Here is a 19717-nt window from a genome sequence, read left to right as displayed (position 1 = left end):
AAAGATGTGACAGCAAGCAGTGAAGGAACGGTGTATACAAGCAGTGCTCCAACGCGAGCAACGGTGGATGCAGAAGGAAAAGTGACCATTCCGCTCACATCAACAGCCGGGACAGTAACGATTACAGCTAAGATTGGAGCGTTCCAAAAAGCAGTAGTCCTGACTTTAGTCAAAGATCCAGCCAAAGAAATAAAAAGCCTGACAGTTACCCCAGGCACAGCAACATTGAAATTCGGAGCGAGTCAGCAGTTGACAGTGACAGCGACGATGGGAGACGGCAGTCAAAAAGATGTGACGTCAAGCAGTGAAGGAATAGTGTATACGAGTAGTGCTCCAACTCGAGCGGCGGTGGATGCAGAAGGAAAAGTCACCATTCCACTCACATCAACAGCTGGGACAGTAACGATTACAGCTAAGTATGGGACATTAATTAAAACAACTGTTATTACTTTAGTGAAATAGTGGTAAGAAAACTAATAGTGAGCTCTCTTTCCTAAAAAATACATGTAGAAGTGATTACACGGGAAGCCTGATAGTTAATTGGGGATTATATTCGATTAACACTAAGGTTTAACATATAATAATGTACCTATTTATATTTTTATGAATAATCTTATGTCTTTTGTATGATAGATTTTTCAGTTAGACAACTCATAGAGAGGTGGGTCAATGTGAAAATAAATCATAATATTATTGCTTTAAACACCCACCACCAATTATCGTCAAACAGCTCAAAAGTTAATCAGTCTATGGAGAAATTGTCATCGGGTTTACGGGTTAACAGAGCGGGTGATGATGCAGCGGGTCTTGCCACTTCTGAAAAAGTGCGCGGTCAGATCAGAGGATTAGCACAGGAACAGCGAAATATGCAGGATAGCATTTCTATGCTCCAGACAGCAGAAGGAGGAATGAAGGAAATCCATTCCTTACTACAAAGGGGCAGGGAAATATCGGTTCAAGCTAAAAATGACACGCTGACAGACAGTGACCGCAACGCCATCCAGGGCGAAGTGGATCAAATTGTGAAAGAAAGTGGACCGTATTGCAAACAGCAGGGAGTTTAATACCATTAAAGTATTAAATGTTACTTCGGCAGCCGATAATGCAGAAATGCAAAAGGCAGTCGAAGCCCTGCAGAAATATTGGCTGAAGAACAGCGAAGATTTAGTGCTCAACCATTACGGCCTGCAGGCAGGGACAGACGATGACCCCCTAGACATCCAGTTCATCCAGAACTCCGGTGATGGAAGGGTGGCATGGGTGCAGGACTCTTACTACACAACAGGCACGGACGGAAGGTACTTCAACCAAAAATTAGTCTTGGACATGAGCGATTTTTCACCTGTCTCCATGCCGAACGGCGGGGGATCGTGGATCTCGAACGACAGGATCATTGCCTATGAAATCACACATGCCATCATGGGAAGAACGACGAACATGCGGGATCTCCCCACATGGTTCAAAGAAGGTACGGTTGAGTCCATGGCAGGTGCTGACGAACGTCTAGCAGGAGACTCTAATAACGGAGCAAATTTTGCTGCACTAAAGAACGAAATTGATTCTTGGGACAGTACAAGTGCAGAATATTCAGCCGCTTATGCCGCAGTAAAATACTTAGATGCAAAGTTAGCGGGAGGAATTAAATCATTATTTGATGAAATTAAAGTAGGTGGAGCTGAAAAGACTTTCGATCAGGCGTTAAATGATCTTACGGGAACCACCGGCGGTGCGGCGACTTTCCTTGCTGATTTTAAGGCGAATGCGCTCCAATATCACTTCGGGCGATACCGATACAGGAGCCATAGGTGGGGGAAATGACAACGATACAGTGCCAGATACCCTCAATACTGATTTGCCAAATCCTTTAACAGCGTTTGTGGAGAATTGGCCTACCTTTAGCACGGCACCCATAGCCATGCGGTCTGGACCAGGGATTAACATTGAATTAGTCAATGTAACGAGCAAGTCTTTAGGTATTGATAATATTAATATCTTAAATAAAACAGATGATAACATATCCATCTTTGATGGAGCGATTGCCTATGTATCTTCTGAACGTTCCCGTCTAGGGGCATATCAAAACCGTTTGGAGAAAGCCATGGCTGTTTCGGCTATTTCTGAGGAAAACCTTACACAAGCTGAATCTCGTATACGTGATGTGGACATGGCAAAAGAAATGATGGAACAAACGAAGAATTCCGTTCTTTCTCAAGCAGCGCAAGCTAGGCTTTCTCAAGCTAACCAACAGCCACAAGGCGTTCTTCAGCTTCTTCGTTAATCTTCGCCCCGCGGCTTAGATTAGCTGAAAAGCAGGAGACTCTGGATGATTCCAGAGTCTTTTTTTTGTGTTATGCTGTTTCCTCTTCATAGGCAGGTTGTCGATATGGTGTTTTGTTTTTCATGATGCTATAAACAATGTTAACAAGTCTTCTTTCCACATAGACCATGGCTTGTTTCTTTTTGCGCCCCGAAAGTCCATCTTCGCCTCTGTATATAGAAATTGCAAAGGTAATAGAAAACAGTTTCATTCCCATTCCCAACCCTCTAAAGTGTAGACGGTAAAGAGTGAAAAGAACCAAAAGATAAATATATATTATAATTCTGAATCAATAATAAATCCCTTATTCCCTAACCGGAGTAAGGGCTATTTCTATTTGAGGAGGAGTTGTAATGAAAGAATACGGAATGAATGAGAAAGAGCAGCTGACTTTGTTTAAAATGCCCGTAGAAGGAAAAGGATATCTTTAATATGGATGTCATGAAATGGTTTGTCGAACAGTTGGAACAGATGACCGGTGAACGTGCGCTTCTAGAAGAAGTTGGATTTGAAGCGGTAGAACTGTACCACGATGAAATCGGGAATGAATTTATCCCGCTGGCCTATCTGGCGAAGCTCCCAGACCCGCTTCTCGTCGAAACGTTTGTCTACCACGACAGCGAAGGATGTAAGTGGATCGCGGGTATTGTTATAGGAGAGCATGGCGAAGGAGAGCTGTATACGTTCTGGATGAGGAACGGCGAAAGCGTTAAGCGTGAATTCACAAAGGAAAAGAGGGAGTTATGATGGAAGAAAGATACCATCGCATTGTTGTAGACGGAGAGACGTATTATAGAGAGTACTGCGAAAGGAATGACCGGTACGGGAACGAACTGCTCACAGAAGAAGAGCTGATTGAAACGTTGCTTGGGGAAGTTGTTGAGGATGAAATTACAGTGGATCATCACAGAGTTGAAATGCCCTTCGGCGCATGGTGGACCAAACCGACCAGAACCTAATCCGAAACTACATTCTATTTCTTGAAAGGCAGCTGAGTGATTGAGAGACTGCTCACGACATTACTAACAAGCATCTCACGACATTGCTAAGTACGACAAAGTATAACAGCGTAAAACTTAGTCATTCCATAGGTTTCTACCAAAAAGAAAACCGAAAAACTGACGACATTATTATAGTACTGGCGTGAGTGTGTAGCCTTGCGATTCGAAAAAAGGTGAACCTGGGGCGAGCTGCTTGTCGGCATTGCGCTCATTGCCGGGGTGCTTACAGTGCCAGCATTGATTGCGGGGGCGTTTATGAACTTGAACTTCTTGTGGACCGGCACAGTCAGTACAAACCCGACATTGCTTTTAATAGCGGTTGTTCTTCTGTTTGCGGCAAAAGGCGCGATGTATTATGGCGGCGACCGATTCTTGATGCCGGTGATGATGAAAAAAGTTCAGGAGTGGAAACAAAATCACCCGCGCAAGCATATGAAGAAAAGTGCATAACAAGAAAAAAGTATCTTTGAACCCAAAGATGCTTTTTTTCTGTTCACAAGCAGTTTGTTAGATTATCTAACAATAAATCAACGGAATTAGATAATAAAGATAAAAAATCTTTTATTTTTAGTTAAACTGCACAGTGACTCTTCAATATTTTCAGATTATACTGTAAATAGATTCATTGATGTTATGAAAAATAACATAAAGAGGTGAAGAGATGGAACTGGTTATTCAAGATGTAAAGAAAAGCTTTCGGCAGCAGCAAGTTTTAAGTGGAATTAATCTACATATAAAAACGCATGAATTCATTTGCGTGCTTGGTCACAGCGGCTGTGGGAAATCGACGTTATTGAATTTGCTGGCCGGGTTTACCCGCCCGGATTCCGGCAGCGTTGTGGTGGATGGCGAACCCGTGCAGAGTCCTTCGAAAGATCGGGGTGTTGTTTTTCAAGAGCACTCCTTATTTCCCTGGTATACGGTGCTTGAGAATGTTTTGTTTGGTCCGGAAGTTCAAGGTATCGATAAAAAGGAAGCAGAGCAAAAAGCGAGAAAGTATTTGAATATGACAGGGCTTGGTGAATATGCGGATCATTATCCCTCTCAGCTGTCTGGCGGGATGAAGCAGCGGGTTGGCATTGCCCGGGCACTTGCGGCGGAACCGAAAATCTTATTAATGGATGAGCCGTTTGGCGCGCTTGATGTGTTCACAAAAGAAAATATGCGCAATGAACTGATCGATATTTGGTCCAAGTTGAAAACGACGATTATTTTTATTACGCACGATATATCTGAAGCCATTTATTTAGCCGACCGGATCATTGTGATGAAGGAAGGGTTTGTGGCAAGTGATATGAAGGTGGAGATTCCCCGGCCGCGCCAATATACCGATGACGGGTTTGCGGAGATGGCTGTGAAAATTGAACGCACGCTCGTGCAGTAAAGGAGGCAAAAAACATGGAACAAGTAAAAAATGTGGAAAAGCCGAAGCTGCCCGTGACGACTGTTCCATTGAAAATTAATACTGAAAAAAAAGAGCATTTTGCGAAACGAATGATTCCAATCCTTACGTTTTTTATTGTATGGGAAATCGTTTCAAGGGCGAACATGGCACTAGAACTGGCGAATCCGATGTTTTTCCCGCCGCCAAGCCACATTGCGGTCCGGGCTGTGGAAATGATGCAGGAAGGCATTGTGTTTGTGAGTCTTCTGTCGAGTACGCTGCGCATTTTTGCTGGCTTTATTATCGGTGCAGCACTTGGCATTGGTCTAGCGCTTTGGATTGGAAAATCGAAGAAAATGGAAGAGTGGGCTACACCCATTTTAAATATGATTGGCCCGATTCCTTCTCTGGCTCTCCTGCCGTTGTTTATTATCTGGTTTGGCATTGGCGAAGTGCCGAAAGTGATATTAATTGCCTGGACAGTGTTTTTCCCAGTGCTGACGAATACGGTGGAAGGAATTAAATCGGTTAATTCCAATTACATCCGCTCCGCGCTCAGCCTTGGGGCCAGTGAAAGACAGATTTACCGGAAAGTCATCTTGCCTTCTGTGCTGCCGAATATTTTATCCGGCTGCCAGATCAGCCTTGGCCTTGCGTTTTCGGCACTTATTGTTTCAGAAATGATGGGGGCAACATCGGGTCTCGGCTACATTATTGTGGATGCCCGTAACTTCTTTAAATTATCGGATATGTATGTCGCGATTATTTTAATCGGCATTGAATACAGCTTGTTTTCATTCATGTTAAAACAAGTGGATCGCCGGATGCTTTCCTGGAGACAGGGTGGTTTTTCCCAGGCAGTTGAAAAATAAACTAGAGAACCGTGGAGGAAGAGAAAATGAAAAAATGGTTTTTACTGCTTGTCTCATCAATTTTACTATTTGCGTTAGCGGCATGTGGAAATGAAACAGAAGATGCGGACGCAACAGGTTCAGGATCAGGAACGGACGTGGAGTTAACTGATTTTACGCTAGTTGGTGTGCGTGATGCGCAAATTTCGTCCCAGCAAATTATTGCAGACAAAATGGGCTATTTTAAAGAAGAAGGGTTGAATGTAACGAATAACCTGGTGGAAAGCGGACCGGATATCGGGCCAATGGTTGCGGGCGGAAGCGCTCCGATCAGCTTGCAGACAAACTTCATGGATATTATTTTATCGTCAACAGGGGTTGGCGTGAAAATTGTAGCACCGCTTGCGCAAATTGCCGGAACACAGGCAGTGGTTGCGGGACCGGATGCCGGTATTAAGTCGCCGAAAGATTTGGAAGGCAAAACAATTGGTATCCCGACTGGCGCAGACGTTGTGATTGCGATCAATAACATGGCAGAAGAGTATGGCGTTGATATGGAGAAAGTGAAAGTGGCAAATTTAGCGCCGAGTGATGCGTTAACGGCACTTCAAAGCGGTGATATTGATGCGATGGCCGCTTGGGAGCCATTTATTACAAAAGGCATTGCAGCAGGAGGCACATTCTTATTCAGTGGCACATCGAATGCACTTGAAGGAGAAGCGAAGCCAGTGGACTGGATGAGTGTTCACACAACGCTTCAAGTAACGGATGATTTCCTTGAAGAAAATCCGAATACAGTGAAAGCAGTCATTCGCGCATTGAATAAAGCAACAGCGTATATTAATGATAACCGTGAAGAAGCTGTGGCGGTTTTAGCACCGGAACTTCATTTGTCAGAAGAAGAGCTGACGGAAATCATGAACAGGAACGTGTACGACATGACAGCAGACGAATCCTTTATCGACGGCAGCAACGGAACAGCTGTTACCGATTACTTAATGAGTGTCGGCAACATTAAATCCGTACCAGAGCAGTCCGACTATATTGACTTGTCTTTACTGAAAGAAGTCGATCCGACGCTCGTCACAGCAAAATAAAAAGTATGGCCTCCTGAAAAAAGGGGGCTCTTCTTTATTGGAGGAATCAGGAATGTATGATTTAATCATTCGAAACGGCATTGTTATTACGTCAAATTCAGAACAAAAAGCAGATATTGGCGTCCGGAACGGCGTGATCGAAGAAGTATCTGCATCGATTGGGGCAAATGCTGAAAAAGAAATCGATGCGTCCGGCCTGCATGTGTTTCCGGGAGCTGTTGATGTCCATGTTCATTTCAGCGAGCCGGGACGCGCAGAATGGGAAGGGTTTCGGACTGGTTCACGCATGCTTGCGTCCGGCGGGATTACGACGTTTGCGGATATGCCGCTGAACGGGATTCCGTCGACGGTGGATGAGGCGGCGCTGCTTCAAAAAGCGGCGGTTGGGGAAGAAAAGTCACTCTTGGATTTTGCGCTTTGGGGCGGGCTTGTGCCGGGGAATGTGAATGAGCTTGAAGGGTTGGCTGGTGCGGGTGCAATGGCGTTTAAGGCGTTTATGTCTCCAACTGGCAATGCGGAATTTGAAGCGGTGGGCGATGTGGATTTGCTGGAAGGAATGAAGCGGATAGCAGAGCTTGGGAAGGTGCTGGCGCTTCATGCGGAAAGCGGGCCGGTGACGACGTTTTTAGCGGAACAAAAACGCCGTGCAGGACTTGTCGGTGCCGATGATTACCTGGCAACGCGGCCGATTTCGGCGGAAGTGGAAGCGGTGGAGCGGGCCATTTATTATGCGGCGCTGACGGGATGCCCGCTTCATTTTGTTCATATTAGCAGTGCGGAGGCGGCGGCGGTGATTCAAAACGCACGCGCTGCTGGTGTGAATGTGACGCTTGAGACGTGCCCGCATTATTTGCTTTTGTCGCATGAAACGCTGAAGGAAAAGGGAGCAGTGGCAAAATGCGCGCCGCCGCTTCGGGAAAAGCCGGATCAAGCCAAACTTCGGGAGGCAATGAAAATGGGCAAAATTGATTTTTTAACCTCTGATCATTCGCCATGCACACCGGACTTAAAAGAAATGAAAGATGGAAGCTTTTTAGATGCATGGGGCGGTATTAGCGGCGGCGGGCAGACACTTCTTGCGGCAATCCAGTTTGCGAAAGAAGAGAATGTTCCACTGACGACTGTCGCCAAATGGACCGCTGAAAAACCGGCGGAGCGATTCGGATTGGCGCACCGAAAAGGCTGGCTTGCGCCGGGGATGGATGCGGATTTTGCGATCGTGTCGATGGAGCAGACGCATGTAGTGACACCGGACAATTTTTATGCAAAGCATCCGATCAGTGTGTATATGGGCGAAACCTTTCCGGCGTCGGTGCAGTCCGTTTATATTCGCGGACGGGAAGTGTTCACAAAGGAAAAAGGACCTGCTGAGGGGGCAGCTGGAAAATGGCAGCTTGATAGTGTCCGCCCCCCGGTTCTTTAAGAGGGCACTGTATGATATGCTTGTTCAAAAAAGGAGTTTATCTACATGATCTACCTCGTCCGCCACGGAGAATCAGAATGGAACGCGCTTGGACGTCTGCAGGGGCAGATGGACATTGGCTTAAGTGAAGAAGGCAGAAAGCAGGCAGCACTGCTTGGCGCTTATTTTAAGCAGGAAGGCATTTCGTTTGAGTATGTATTTTCAAGTGACTTAGACCGGGCCTTTCAAACGGCAAAGCTTGCGACGGCGTGGCTGCCGGTTGAATCAATTACGGCCAGCCGTCTTCTGCGAGAACGGTTTTACGGCGAGCTGCAAGGACAGCTGTTGACAGAGATTCTTGAACATGTGCCGAATTACGCGGACAATTTTGGTGGGCCGATGACTCACGGAATGGAATCGATTGAAGAAATGCAGGAGCGGATGGTGAAGGTCCTTTCGTCGATTTCAAAAGAAACCAATGGGGCTCTGGCGCTTGTTGTGGCGCATGGGGGCGCAATCAACGCACTCATTCATAAATTGACGAATGGACAGGCAGGAACAGGCCGCGGAAAGATTGACAATACATCGATCACACGGCTGTCCTGGGACGGAAAAAATTTAGCAATCATATCTGTAAATGAAACGCCGCATTTGAACCATGTAAAGGATACATTTGAAGGATAAGTGACCGGTGAAAACAACGATTTGACTAATACCACGAGAAATCTGACTGATAAAAGATGTTTATCGGCCGGGATTGCTTCTTTTATCGGTCAAATCAATTTTTTTACTGGTCACTTCTATTAATTACACAGGTCAAAAAGGATGCCACTCAAGAAGGCATCCTTTTTGATTTCATTATTTCAAGACTTTTTGACTATTATTTTATCACTACAAAATGGATTGTGGTATAATTTGGATATAAAAGAATGGGGGCGGAAAGATGGGAATTGGACGGATAGTGGGAAAAGGAGCGGGCTGGGCAGCTGGATCTGTACTTGGCGGCGCAGTGAAATTAGCAGGAAAAGCGACAAAACAGGACTGGCTGGAAGAAGCGGGGACGAGCGTGAAAAATGCTTCGACATCTGCGCTTGAAACAGCCGGACAGTTGATCGACGGCGGCGTCGGATTAACGGCGGGCGCGATTCGAAAAGATGAAGAGCAGAAAAAGCGGGCAATGAACGATGTAAAAGAGTCGGCAGGACGTACGGTGAAAGGAGTCGCAGGAACGGTGAAATATTCTGCTGTAAATGCGGCAGAAGTCGTAAAAGGGGCTGCTTCCGGTGATCGTGATCAAGCCATCAGCGGACTGAAAAACCTCGGCAAAGTCGTTGTTACAGCAACCGTGGCAGTCGGTGTGATTGATTTAATGGACGGTATTGATACGGCGGAAGCGGAAGCGGTTGAGACACGAAATGATCATTTAAATGGATTGGACCATACGGAGACGGGCGTACCATTCGTTGAAAAAATGGTCGAAATGCCGGATGGCCAGCTGGTGGAAGGTACATTCCCCGTGTTTTCATCCGTTTTTGATGTGCATATTGCTGAAGAATCTTATTTACAAAGTGATGCGGCTCATTTTGGTGCGGCGAACGAAGCGCTTTATGCAGAAATCGTCCGTGATCCGGGCGTTGCCACGCAAATGGGCTTTGGACCGCAAGAAGTTGGTCAGCTGTCACAGGGCGAAACACCGGACGGCCACACGTGGCATCACAGTGAAGAACCGGGCCTGCTGCAGCTCGTCGACCAGGAAACCCATCATGAAACAGGCCACACCGGCGGCCGGGAGCTTTGGGGCGGTGGAGAAGCACATCGATAAAACAAAAGGAGGGTGTTTAGCTTGAAAAAGTATTCATTTATCATGATGATTTTGGCTTTATTATTCAGTCTTTCTGCCCCACAGGCGGACGCGGCCACATTTTCAGATGTGCCGTCAACGCATTGGGCGGCGAAAGAGATTTCCTACCTGAGTGACCGCGGTATTATTAAAGGCGGGTCGAACGGTAAATATAACAAAGATGCGTCTGTCACAAAAGCGCAGGCAGCAGCGATTTTAGTACGGGCGAAAAAGCTGCCGCTTACAAACTTGCCAAACCCGGGCTTTTCAGATGTCCCGACGTCCCACCCATTTTATAAAGAAATTGCGGCCGCGGTGAACGCCGGCTGGTTTTCAAAAGGAGCTAAATTTCAGCCGGACAACCAGTTAAAGCGGATTGAAATGGCAAAAATTACGCAGCTGGCATTTAGCATTAAAGGATCTGTCCCGGTTCAATGGGAAGATATGAACTCATCGTATTCTGGCAATGCATACGTCACACCGCTGTTAGCGAGCGGGATCACGTCCGGTTATACAGCGACCACATTTAATCCATCTGCCAAAGTGACACGTGCGCAATTTGCGGTGTTTACTGCCCGCGCGATGGATGCAAATTTCCGCTTGAAAGTAGTGAATTATCCAAAGAGAGCAGCGGAAGGCATTTATTATCCACAATTTTCCGATACAACCAGCCAGAATGATTTTGCTTATTTAAACGACTATTTCCGTGAGGTCGGCTCTGGGCTTATGGCGGAGCAGAACAGTATTATGGAACTGGCTCAAGAAGACGACTGGATGGGTGAATACTATGAATTTGTCGTTGATTATTCAGTGCCGCGTGCGGATTTAAGCTATATTAGCGTTTTGTTTGAAAGCTATCAGTACACGGGTGGAGCACACGGCTATGAAATGCTGTTTGCGGATAATTATGATGTGAAAAATGACTACTTTATGAGCTTAGATGATTTAGCGCTAAAATCAGATTATGAGTGGTCTGTCATTAATCGAATTAATCAGCAGAATAAAGAAAACTATCAATACTTTGGCGGTCCGGAAAGCCTGGATGAATTACAGCATCAGTTTTACATGACGCCGTCGGGATTTGTCATGTTCCTTAACCCGTATGAATATGCACCATATGCAGCAGGCATTCGTGAATTTTTAATGCCATACTCAATGATACGATAAACAAAAAGCGTTCAAGGGAGTAGTTCTCTGGACGCTTTTTTATGTTAAACTCTAGCCCATTTTGCAATCGTTTGGATATCCGATGGCTTCGTGCGGCAGCACCCGCCCATCAGTTGGACCGGTGGAGGGTATGTTGGCTGTCCACCTCCATGTCCGGCGCACCGGACTATGTTTTTGTTTCCACGTTGTACAATTCGCCAATATTCGGGTATACGACAATTTAGTTTGTTGTCCCGGCTTTTATTCCTTGAATAAGCTCAGAAATGTACTATGGATAAATTTTGAACTTTTAGAGAGTGGAAAGAAGTGGAGAATAATACTTGAAAATTGTTAGAAAGAGTCGATACATACCTTATAAAGATCATGATGGAGGAGTAATGAGATTGGGAAAAACAAAAAGCATTGCATGGAAGTTGTCGGCATTAATTATTGGGCTGTTTCTCCTTTTGTTTGCGGTGTATGCCATTATGACGAATGTGATGCTTTACAATAAAAGCATGGAAGACTCTGAAGCTTATACGGTTCGGAATGCACAGCTGTCGGCGTCAAAAATTGGCGACCGTGTGGATGAAACGGCAGAGATGCTGCGCACGACAAAAACGGTACTTGAATCGCTTCATACTGAAGGGCGGTTGACCGCTGCGGATGCGCTGCGTATTTTACAGGCCAATTTAGCGGAAAATGAGCATTTATTCGGTGTGGCGGTCATTATTGAACCGGGAGAAGCGGTAATTGGGGGAAATATGGACCGGGCGCTTATAGATGGAGATCGGCGTTTTATTCCGTATGTATACAAAGGGGAAAAGGGTCTGGTGACAGAAGGCGTTACAGGATACGAGGAAGAGAGCACCGACTGGTACCACATTCCGAAAACGGAGCAGCGGACCATTTTAACAGAACCATATGAATATGAAGCAGGGGGCGAGACGGTCAACATGACGACACTTTCTGTCCCGCTGCTTGATGAATCCGGAACATTTATTGGGGTTCTGACAGCGGATTTTTCGGTGGGTTTTATGACGGAGCTCGCGGCTGAAAATGCACCGGCCAAAGGATATGCGCGCATTTTAACCGATCAGGGGGCGATTGTGGCAGACAGTAAGGATCCGGAACAAGTTGGTCAAAACATCGCGGAAACGAGTGATTGGGACGCCATTAAGCCGGAAATTGATAAAGGACAGGAATGGACGCTGTACGAGGAATCACAGCTGCTTGGCGGGAATACATTTAATGTGTTTGCACCCGTATTGGTAAGCGGAGTGGATGAAACGTGGTCTGTTCAAACCGTTATCCCGAAATCGAGCATTCTTGAAACATTTAACCAAACACTTTTGTTCACGATTATCTCGGCGATTGTCATGATTTTGATTATGGCAGTGGCGACGGCTCTGTTTATTCACCGCCAGCTGAAACCGCTTGTGTTTTTACGGTCATCGATTGAAACAGCGGCGACAGGGGATCTGACGCAAAAAGTGGATGAAAAATATTTGCGTAACGATGAAATCGGCGCGGTTGCTTTTGCGTTTAATAATATGCTGGACCGGGTGAGCGGTGTCTTGCAGACGGTTCGCTCTTCGACATCAAATTTAAATGAGTCGGCTGGCCATGTGCATCATGTTTTTGAAGAAGTCGTCGCATCTAGCAATGAAGTATCGGTGGCTGTGGATGAAATTGCGCAAGGGGCATCGAAGCAGTCAGAGGATACAGAAGATACCGGGAACCAAATGGCACATTTGTCAGACCGGATTGATGCGCTGTCCGAGCTGTCTGGACAAATGAACGAATTGTCACAGCAGGCGGGCGAGCGGGCGCAGGGCGGCATGGCGCAAGTGAAGCAGCTGCGCGAACACAATGCGGCAGCTAACGACATGAATGTGCAGGTAAAAGATCAAATGCAAGGATTATCCGGGAAAATTAGTGAGATTGAGACCGTGATTGAGTCCATTCATAGCATTACCGCACAAACAAATTTGCTGGCGCTGAATGCGTCGATTGAAGCAGCAAGGGCAGGCGAGCATGGGAAAGGCTTCGCGGTTGTGGCAGAGGAAGTGAGGAAACTAGCGGAGCAGTCACGCCATGAAACAGAAGTCATCCAAAAAACAGTGCAGGATATTTTGCAGGCGTCGACTCAAACATCTATTGTAGTAGACGAAAACTTATCCTTAATGGAAGGGCAAAATGAGTCAGTTTCCGATACGCAGGAAGCGTTTGAGATGCAGGCAGAAATTGCTGATCGCATCACACAGACAGTTGGAGAGCTGACGGAAAAATTAACTGAAATGATCGGCCAAAAAGAACAGGCACTGCTGTCGATTCAAAGCGTATCGGCGATTTCTGAAGAAACGGCGGCATCGGCCGAGCAAGTCAGCGCGTCGGCGGCCGAGCAGCAAAATGAACTTCAGCGTGTCGCAGAAGCAACGGAAAACGTGAATCGAATTGCCGGTGAACTGCAGGAAGCAGTAGACCGCTTTCGTATATAACCAAAAAGGCTGCCAGTTACGGCAGCCTTTTTGGTGTCCAATCAATGAAATGAATGCTCAGCACGGATTTTTTTCAAAAGGGCCGCGCATCCATCCGACACAAGGTCATATGTTTCTTGGAAGTCGCCCGTGTAATACGGGTCCGGCACGTCTTTTTGATGATCGGTCAAATCCAGAAACCGCATGATTTTCGGATGGTCCGGCTGGCCGAGCATCTCGCGGATGTTGGAGATATTGCTTTCATCCATGCCGATAACGTAGTCGAATTTTTCGAAATCGGCTGTATCCAATTGCCGTCCGGATAATCCTTCTGAAGAAATGTTATACTCTTTCAGTTTAGCCAGTGTGCCTTTATGCGGCGGTGATCCAATATGCCACGAGCTTGTTGCGGCGGAATCAACTGTAATGCGCCCGCTTAAATTTTCCTTTTCCACTACATCACGGAACATTGCTTCCGCCATAGGCGACCGGCAAATGTTGCCGAGGCAGACGAATAAAACATGAATCATGGCTTTCACTCACTCCTTTTCCACTCATTATACATCAATGAAGGTCCCGCTTCATAAGCTGCAAATCGATATAAAGCTGACAGCGTGTGTTAAAGTCATCAAAGTCAATCGATGTCAGTTCATCAATTTGATTCAGCCGGTATTTGAGTGTATTTGTGTGAATAAACAGCCCTTCTGCGGTCGGCTTCATCCGGCAGTTATTCATTAAATACACGTCTATCGTTCGCAGCAGTTCAGAGTGGCCGTCTGTATCTTTTTGACGGATCTTCAGCAAATCTTCGTTCACATAATGGGTTTTAAAATGGTAGTCGGAAATCGTTTCCAAATAGCGAAGAATGCCAAGGCGGCTGTATTCGACCGGGACCTCACCATTGCCATGCAAAAATTGGGCGGTCCGGCACACTTCAAGCGCTTCAAGATAGCTTTTTCGGAGCATCGCCATCGATGAATAGCTGTTGCCGATTCCAGCATAAAGCTGGTGATCTTGAAACTGGCTTTTCACGGTTCGGACGAGCACACGCGCACTTGAAAGCAGTACATCCGATGTCCCGCCAAGCATGACGGTTACTTGCAAATGATCGGTAAATACATGCGCTGGCTGATCCAGCGTATTGGCAAAAAGCAAAATCGTTTCATGCAGGTCATCAATCGTTTCTTCCTCAATCGAATCAAGTGTAAACACAGCCACGATAAACGAAGAAGGCAGCGCAATATTTAATTGCGCCGCTTCCCATTTCATTTCACTGTCGGTCCGGTACGACTGGTGAATCAATTTCTTGAAAAAATCATTTTTCTTTTCATCACGCCGTCGCGCCAGCCCATTTTTTTTATGCAGCACCTTGCCGATATGAAACGAAACGTCATGTAAAAAAGTAAGCTCATGATCCGTCAAAAGCGGTTCGGTTTCCTGTACCCAAATGTAGCCGAGAATTTGTTCTTTGTATTGGGCGCTGACAACAACACGCTGATTCAGCCCGATTTCTTTCATTTCCTTTACACGAAACGGCTTCGACATAGATTTCAGCTGATCGACAATGCCTTCGTCCATAAACATTTTCAAAATGGAGGTTGTCCAGCTTTTTGAAAAAATCGTCTGTTGATTCGCCTGGTCAAACTGTTCGATGTAATACGAGCTGTACGCCAAAAGAGAAAATTGCTCGTTTTCAACCACGACCGGTTTTTTTAACACACCGCTAATGATATCGGTCATTTCATTTAAATCGTTCAGCGAGAGAATTTTTTCAAGCGGCTGGTTTAAATCCATCACGGATTCGCCTCCTTATTTTGATTCTTTTAACGTCTGTTCAAACTCTTCAAACTGCTGCGCTGTTTCCACAGACGGTTTTGTCAGCAAGCTGACCACGACGATTGCAAGCAAGCTGGCCGCAAAGCCGGGAATCATTTCGTATACTGTGTCTGCTAAAGGTGTTTTCGTCCATAGAACAACGGTCACAGCACCGACAATCATGCCGGCAAGCGCTCCCCATTGGGTCATCCGCTTCCAATACAGGCTAAGCAAAATCGCCGGGCCAAATGACGAACCGAAGCCTGCCCATGCATAGCCGACAAGGTCTAAAATCGTTTTGTTTTGTTCCCACGATAAAATAAGCGCAACGATCGAGACAATTAAAACGGCCAGGCGGCCCAAGAATACAAGCTCGCGGTCCGAAGCATCGCGACGGAAAAATGTTTTATATAAATCTTCTGTGAGCGAGCTTGATGTAACCAATAGCTGAGACGAAATCGTACTCATAATGGCAGCCAAAATCGCGGAAATAAGGAAGCCGGCAATGATCGGATGAAACAAAATATCACCGAGTTCAATAAAAATCGTTTCCGGATCGGCAATTTTCATATTATTGTTTGTGTAATAAGAAAGGCCGACAAAGCCGGTTACCATCGCACCGACTACAGAGAAAATCATCCAGCTCATGCCAATGCGGCGCGCTTTTTTAATTTCTTTTACCGACGTTATAGCCATAAATCGAACGATAATGTGCGGCTGGCCGAAGTAGCCAAGTCCCCAGGCAAAAAGGGACACGATGCCGATAAAGCTTGTACCTGTAAAAATGTTTAAAAGAGCCGGGTCCACAGAACGAACGGTATCAATCGAAGGACCGATCCCGCCAACATGCATAACCGTCACAATCGGGACTAATACGAGTGCTAACACCATAATAATTCCCTGTACAAAGTCGGTCCAGCTGACCGCCAAAAATCCGCCGAACAGCGTATACGCAATGACAACACCGGCAACAATCCATAAACCGATATGGTAATCGAGGCCAAACGTAGTCTCGAACAAAACGCCTCCGGATACCATGCCGGATGAAATGTAAAATGTGAAAAAGACAATAATAACGAGACTGGAAACGAGACGGATAATTTTTGACCGGTCTTGAAACCGATTCTCAAGGTAAGCTGGAATCGTAATCGAATCTCCAGCAATTTCCGTATACATACGCAGACGGGGTGCCACATACAGCCAGTTCGCCCAGGCACCGAGCGTTAAGCCGATGGCGATCCACGAAGCGCTGATGCCGCTTGCGTACATGGCACCGGGCAAGCCCATCATCAGCCAGCCGCTCATATCGGAAGCACCTGCGGAAAGAGCTGTAACAGCAGGGCCAAGTCCGCGTCCGCCGAGCATGTAATCTGATAAGTTCGATGTTCGTTTGTACGCATAGTAGCCGATTAAGAGCATGCCGGACATGTATACAACGATCGAGACAATTAATGAAGTATCGACCAAATAAATCCCTTCTTTCAATTGGTTTTTAGAGTAAGAAAAAGGCTGCTTCAATATAAATGCATATGGATGGAGGGGCGCGATAACCAAAAAAGCGGCGCATTTTTTAACACGAATGACGCGATCTGGTTATATCTAGGATGTATAACGCTGTTCATTTGTTGTATCGCACTGGAATGAGTGGGAAATACGCCGGAAATCTGAGGAATTGCGCCTTCCATTTAAACAAGAGGTGTCTCTTAAGCCGGCGATGGCAGCGTAAGAGACAGCCTCCTTTTTTAAAGCATTTCTGATGTTGTTTTTGCCTGCATGTGAAGCTGGAGGTAATCAGGACCGCCGGCTTTTGAATCAGTGCCGGACATGTTGAAGCCGCCAAATGGCTGGTAGCCGACAATCGCGCCGGTACAGCCGCGATTAAAGTACAAGTTGCCGACATGGAATTCTTCGCGCGCTTTTTCCATGTTAAAGCGATTTGTTGTGATGACCGCACCCGTTAAGCCGTAATCGGTATTGTTGGCGATCTCTATCGCTTCATCAAAATCCTTCGCCTTTGAAAACGCGACGACCGGGCCAAAGATTTCTTCCTGCATTAAGCGGGCATCCGGTGCCACATCGGCGACAATCGTCGGCTGAATAAAATAACCGGCTGTATCGTCCCCGGTTCCTCCGGTCACAATGCGTCCTTCTTCCTCACCAATTTTAACATAACTCATGATTTTGTCATATGCCGCCTGATCAATAACCGGACCGACAAAATGATTATCGGCCGGATTGCCGACCGTCAGTTCCTTGGTCAAGGCGATCGCTTTTTCGAGCACTTCATCGTATACATCTTCTACAATGACCGCGCGAGAGCAGGCGGAGCATTTTTGGCCGGCAAAGCCAAAAGCGGACTGGACGATCGACTCGGCAGCAAGATCAAGGTCCGCTTCTTTATCGACAACAATCGTATCTTTGCCGCCCATTTCCGCGATGAGGCGCTTCATCCAAATTTGGCCTTCGCTTATTTTCGATGACCGTTCAAAAATGCGCAGTCCGACGTCACGTGAGCCGGTAAACGTAATAAATCGTGTTTTCGGATGGTCAACCAGGTAATCGCCGACTTCTGCGCCGCTGCCGGGAACAAAGTTAACAACACCTGGCGGAAGTCCCGCTTCTTCTAGTACTTCTACAAACCGCGCTGCGACAATCGGCGTCGTGGAAGCCGGTTTTAATAAAACGGTGTTGCCAGTGACAATGGACGCAACCGTTGTCCCGGCCATAATCGCAAACGGGAAATTCCACGGTGAAATAACGATGCCGACGCCGAGCGGAATGTAGCTGTATCGGTTAAATTCACCCGGACGGCTGAGCACCGGCGCGCCGTTTTTTAGCTCCAGCATTTGCCGCGCATAATACTCCATAAAGTCGATTGCTTCTGCGGTATCAATATCGGCTTCACGCCACGGCTTGCCTGCTTCTTTTGTCATCAGCGCTGAAAATTCGTGACGGCGTCTGCGAACGATTGCCGCTGCTTTAAATAACACATCTGCCCGGACGTCCGGCGAGACTTTTTTCCACATTTGAAAAGCGTTGGACGCGGCCTGCATCGCTTTTTCGGCCAGCCGCTGGTTCGCTTTTGACACCGAGCCGATGACTTCTTGTTTATCTGCCGGGTTGAAGGAAACGATTTTTTCTTCTGTTGTAATGCGCTCGCCGCCAATTACGAGCGGGTAATGTCCGCCGAGGCCGCTTTCCACTTTTTTAATCGCTTTTTTATAAGCGGATTGATTAGCTTCTTTTGAAAAATCAGTAAATGGTTCATGTTTGTATGGAATCATGGAATTCACTCCTCATTATTTTTGAGTTATGCCTTTAAACGCAAAGGCGATATTTGCCGGCCGTTCCGCGAGCCGTCTCATAAAGTAGCCGTACCAGTCCATGCCATATGGGACGTAGACGCGGACACGGTAGCCTTGTTTGACAAGCGCTTGCTGCAAGTTCGTGCGCATGCCGTACAGCATTTGAAATTCAAACTGGTCCATCGGAATTCGGTGCTTCCGCTGCATCGCTTTTGTAAACTCGATCATGTTTTCATCATGCGTCGCAATGCCAGTGTAGTTGCCGGCAAGCAAGCTTTGTTCAATGAGCTTCATATAGTTGGTATCCACGTCCGCTTTTTCTGGAAAGGCATGCTTTGGGCTTTCTTTATAAGCGCCTTTGACGAGCCTAAAAAAAGGCTTCATATGGCTAAGCGCTGCGAGGTCCTGTTCTGTCCGATATAAATATGCCTGGAGCACCGTGCTGACGTTTTCGTACTTTTCTTTGAATTGCTTAAATAAATCGATTGTCGCCTGGCAGCGTGTGACATCTTCCATATCAATCGTCACCATAATGCCGTATTTTTCTGCAGTCTCTAAAATCCGTGTCATGTTCTGTACGACAAGATCCCAGTCAATATCAAGACCAAGCGATGTCATTTTCAGCGACACGTGGGAGTCGAGCTTTTCATTGTGAATCATTTTAATCGTTTCGATGCATTCCTCGGTCCGTTCGGCCGCTACTTCAGGAGAGCCCACAAATTCACCAAGATGGTCAACTGTGACAGATAAGCCTTGCGCGTTTAATGCTTTAATACAGGCAATGGAACTCGCAAAATCAGTTCCGCCAATAATTTTACCGGTGGCGAAGTGGCTGCCTCTGCTTTTTGCCAATTGGTTTAGTGTTTTGTTTTTAGAAAGAAATAAGAAAAAATCTCTCGTCACCGCTTCCATGAAAAGTACCTCCTAAACGGAATAATGTTCTTATTCTTACTGTATGATCATTCCAATTTGTTTACAATGTTCCTGGAAACTAAAAATGTAAGCGGTCTATTGTGAGTAAGTGACAATCGCTTTGCATTTTTCTCACGAAATCCAGCTTCAGACGGCTTATGTCTGCC

The 19717-nt window shown here is 46.3% G+C and carries 21 protein-coding genes; 15 read left to right on the top strand and 6 right to left on the bottom strand.

Annotated features, from left to right (window positions below):
* The 4 genes from NLX67_RS02310 to NLX67_RS22940 all read left to right on the top strand — a co-directional run.
* The coding region (locus NLX67_RS02310) for an Ig-like domain-containing protein (protein WP_254310202.1) at window positions 1-462 on the top strand (462 nt) is incomplete at its 5' end.
* A gap of 209 nt (window positions 463-671) precedes the next feature.
* Complete coding sequence (locus tag NLX67_RS02305) at window positions 672-1064, top strand: flagellin N-terminal helical domain-containing protein (protein ID WP_254310201.1); 393 nt, start codon at window positions 672-674, stop codon at window positions 1062-1064.
* The gene (locus NLX67_RS02300) at window positions 1033-1818 is read left to right on the top strand and encodes a flagellinolysin (RefSeq protein WP_254310200.1); all 786 of its coding nucleotides are present in this window, start codon (window positions 1033-1035) and stop codon (window positions 1816-1818) included. Before NLX67_RS02305 ends, NLX67_RS02300 begins: the two co-directional genes overlap by 32 nt.
* Window positions 1760-2278 (top strand): flagellin, encoded by a 519-nt coding sequence (locus NLX67_RS22940; RefSeq protein WP_305882015.1) that lies wholly within the window; start codon window positions 1760-1762, stop codon window positions 2276-2278. Before NLX67_RS02300 ends, NLX67_RS22940 begins: the two co-directional genes overlap by 59 nt.
* A gap of 70 nt (window positions 2279-2348) precedes the next feature.
* Here NLX67_RS22940 and NLX67_RS02290 read toward each other — a convergent pair whose 3' ends face one another.
* Window positions 2349-2534 (bottom strand): hypothetical protein, encoded by a 186-nt coding sequence (locus NLX67_RS02290; protein WP_254310199.1) that lies wholly within the window; start codon window positions 2532-2534, stop codon window positions 2349-2351.
* Between the two features lie 215 nt (window positions 2535-2749).
* On the opposite strand from NLX67_RS02290, the gene NLX67_RS02285 reads away from it, so the two are divergent.
* The 11 genes from NLX67_RS02285 (at window position 2750) to NLX67_RS02235 (ending at window position 13539) form a co-directional block, all read left to right on the top strand.
* The gene (locus tag NLX67_RS02285; RefSeq protein ID WP_254310198.1) at window positions 2750-3064 is read left to right on the top strand and encodes a hypothetical protein; all 315 of its coding nucleotides are present in this window, start codon (window positions 2750-2752) and stop codon (window positions 3062-3064) included.
* Window positions 3061-3276: a hypothetical protein gene (locus NLX67_RS02280; RefSeq protein ID WP_254310197.1), complete on the top strand. Its 216-nt coding sequence runs from the start codon at window positions 3061-3063 to the stop codon at window positions 3274-3276. Before NLX67_RS02285 ends, NLX67_RS02280 begins: the two co-directional genes overlap by 4 nt.
* Window positions 3277-3546: 270 nt before the next feature.
* Window positions 3547-3768: a hypothetical protein gene (locus NLX67_RS02275; RefSeq protein ID WP_254310196.1), complete on the top strand. Its 222-nt coding sequence runs from the start codon at window positions 3547-3549 to the stop codon at window positions 3766-3768.
* A gap of 211 nt (window positions 3769-3979) precedes the next feature.
* The gene (locus NLX67_RS02270) at window positions 3980-4702 is read left to right on the top strand and encodes an ABC transporter ATP-binding protein (protein ID WP_046178146.1); all 723 of its coding nucleotides are present in this window, start codon (window positions 3980-3982) and stop codon (window positions 4700-4702) included.
* Window positions 4703-4716: 14 nt separating this feature from the next.
* Window positions 4717-5574, top strand: a complete 858-nt coding sequence (locus NLX67_RS02265) for an ABC transporter permease (protein WP_052728238.1) — start codon at window positions 4717-4719, stop codon at window positions 5572-5574.
* A gap of 26 nt (window positions 5575-5600) precedes the next feature.
* A complete protein-coding gene (locus tag NLX67_RS02260) occupies window positions 5601-6650 on the top strand; it encodes an ABC transporter substrate-binding protein (protein WP_254310195.1) in 1050 nt (349 codons plus the stop codon).
* A gap of 52 nt (window positions 6651-6702) precedes the next feature.
* On the top strand, window positions 6703-8073 hold the full coding sequence (gene allB, locus NLX67_RS02255; protein ID WP_254310194.1) for an allantoinase AllB: 1371 nt from the start codon (window positions 6703-6705) through the stop codon (window positions 8071-8073).
* Between the two features lie 45 nt (window positions 8074-8118).
* A complete protein-coding gene (locus NLX67_RS02250; RefSeq protein WP_254310193.1) occupies window positions 8119-8736 on the top strand; it encodes a histidine phosphatase family protein in 618 nt (205 codons plus the stop codon).
* Window positions 8737-8995: 259 nt separating this feature from the next.
* Window positions 8996-9874: an HNH endonuclease gene (locus tag NLX67_RS02245; protein WP_254310192.1), complete on the top strand. Its 879-nt coding sequence runs from the start codon at window positions 8996-8998 to the stop codon at window positions 9872-9874.
* Between the two features lie 21 nt (window positions 9875-9895).
* Window positions 9896-11059 carry an S-layer homology domain-containing protein gene (locus NLX67_RS02240; protein ID WP_254310191.1) on the top strand — a complete coding sequence of 388 codons (1164 nt, stop codon included), beginning with the start codon at window positions 9896-9898 and terminating at the stop codon, window positions 11057-11059.
* Between the two features lie 377 nt (window positions 11060-11436).
* Window positions 11437-13539 carry a methyl-accepting chemotaxis protein gene (locus NLX67_RS02235; RefSeq protein WP_254310190.1) on the top strand — a complete coding sequence of 701 codons (2103 nt, stop codon included), beginning with the start codon at window positions 11437-11439 and terminating at the stop codon, window positions 13537-13539.
* A gap of 41 nt (window positions 13540-13580) precedes the next feature.
* Here NLX67_RS02235 and NLX67_RS02230 read toward each other — a convergent pair whose 3' ends face one another.
* The 5 genes from NLX67_RS02230 to NLX67_RS02210 form a co-directional block, all read right to left on the bottom strand.
* Complete coding sequence (locus NLX67_RS02230) at window positions 13581-14048, bottom strand: low molecular weight protein-tyrosine-phosphatase (protein ID WP_254310189.1); 468 nt, start codon at window positions 14046-14048, stop codon at window positions 13581-13583.
* 34 nt (window positions 14049-14082) lie between these two features.
* On the bottom strand, window positions 14083-15312 hold the full coding sequence (locus NLX67_RS02225; protein ID WP_254310484.1) for a PucR family transcriptional regulator: 1230 nt from the start codon (window positions 15310-15312) through the stop codon (window positions 14083-14085).
* A gap of 15 nt (window positions 15313-15327) precedes the next feature.
* Window positions 15328-16800, bottom strand: a complete 1473-nt coding sequence (putP, locus tag NLX67_RS02220) for a sodium/proline symporter PutP (RefSeq protein ID WP_256519512.1) — start codon at window positions 16798-16800, stop codon at window positions 15328-15330.
* A 275-nt stretch (window positions 16801-17075) separates the two neighbouring features.
* Window positions 17076-18617 carry an L-glutamate gamma-semialdehyde dehydrogenase gene (pruA, locus tag NLX67_RS02215; RefSeq protein WP_254310188.1) on the bottom strand — a complete coding sequence of 514 codons (1542 nt, stop codon included), beginning with the start codon at window positions 18615-18617 and terminating at the stop codon, window positions 17076-17078.
* A 15-nt stretch (window positions 18618-18632) separates the two neighbouring features.
* On the bottom strand, window positions 18633-19550 hold the full coding sequence (locus NLX67_RS02210) for a proline dehydrogenase family protein (RefSeq protein ID WP_254310187.1): 918 nt from the start codon (window positions 19548-19550) through the stop codon (window positions 18633-18635).
* Window positions 19551-19717 lie beyond the last annotated feature (167 nt).

Origin of the sequence: Domibacillus sp. A3M-37 (assembly GCF_024213455.1) — a bacterium.
Taxonomy (GTDB): domain Bacteria; phylum Bacillota; class Bacilli; order Bacillales; family Domibacillaceae; genus Domibacillus; species Domibacillus tundrae.
The sequence above is the reverse complement of the archived record's forward strand: the minus strand, read 5'-3'. Positions and strand labels throughout refer to the sequence as shown.

Bases quoted from the DNA above. Each gene is read 5' to 3' on its own strand.
- NLX67_RS02285 (WP_254310198.1), top strand. From the start codon at position 2,750: ATGGATGTCATGAAATGGTTTGTCGAACAGTTGGAACAGATGACCGGT.
- NLX67_RS02290 (WP_254310199.1), bottom strand. From the start codon at position 2,534: ATGGGAATGAAACTGTTTTCTATTACCTTTGCAATTTCTATATACAGA.
- NLX67_RS22940 (WP_305882015.1), top strand. From the start codon at position 1,760: ATGCGCTCCAATATCACTTCGGGCGATACCGATACAGGAGCCATAGGT.
- pruA (WP_254310188.1), bottom strand. From the start codon at position 18,617: ATGATTCCATACAAACATGAACCATTTACTGATTTTTCAAAAGAAGCT.
- NLX67_RS02230 (WP_254310189.1), bottom strand. From the start codon at position 14,048: ATGATTCATGTTTTATTCGTCTGCCTCGGCAACATTTGCCGGTCGCCT.
- NLX67_RS02225 (WP_254310484.1), bottom strand. From the start codon at position 15,312: ATGGATTTAAACCAGCCGCTTGAAAAAATTCTCTCGCTGAACGATTTA.
- allB (WP_254310194.1), top strand. From the start codon at position 6,703: ATGTATGATTTAATCATTCGAAACGGCATTGTTATTACGTCAAATTCA.
- NLX67_RS02280 (WP_254310197.1), top strand. From the start codon at position 3,061: ATGATGGAAGAAAGATACCATCGCATTGTTGTAGACGGAGAGACGTAT.
- NLX67_RS02260 (WP_254310195.1), top strand. From the start codon at position 5,601: ATGAAAAAATGGTTTTTACTGCTTGTCTCATCAATTTTACTATTTGCG.
- NLX67_RS02265 (WP_052728238.1), top strand. From the start codon at position 4,717: ATGGAACAAGTAAAAAATGTGGAAAAGCCGAAGCTGCCCGTGACGACT.
- NLX67_RS02235 (WP_254310190.1), top strand. From the start codon at position 11,437: ATGAGATTGGGAAAAACAAAAAGCATTGCATGGAAGTTGTCGGCATTA.
- NLX67_RS02250 (WP_254310193.1), top strand. From the start codon at position 8,119: ATGATCTACCTCGTCCGCCACGGAGAATCAGAATGGAACGCGCTTGGA.
- NLX67_RS02245 (WP_254310192.1), top strand. From the start codon at position 8,996: ATGGGAATTGGACGGATAGTGGGAAAAGGAGCGGGCTGGGCAGCTGGA.
- NLX67_RS02210 (WP_254310187.1), bottom strand. From the start codon at position 19,550: ATGGAAGCGGTGACGAGAGATTTTTTCTTATTTCTTTCTAAAAACAAA.
- NLX67_RS02270 (WP_046178146.1), top strand. From the start codon at position 3,980: ATGGAACTGGTTATTCAAGATGTAAAGAAAAGCTTTCGGCAGCAGCAA.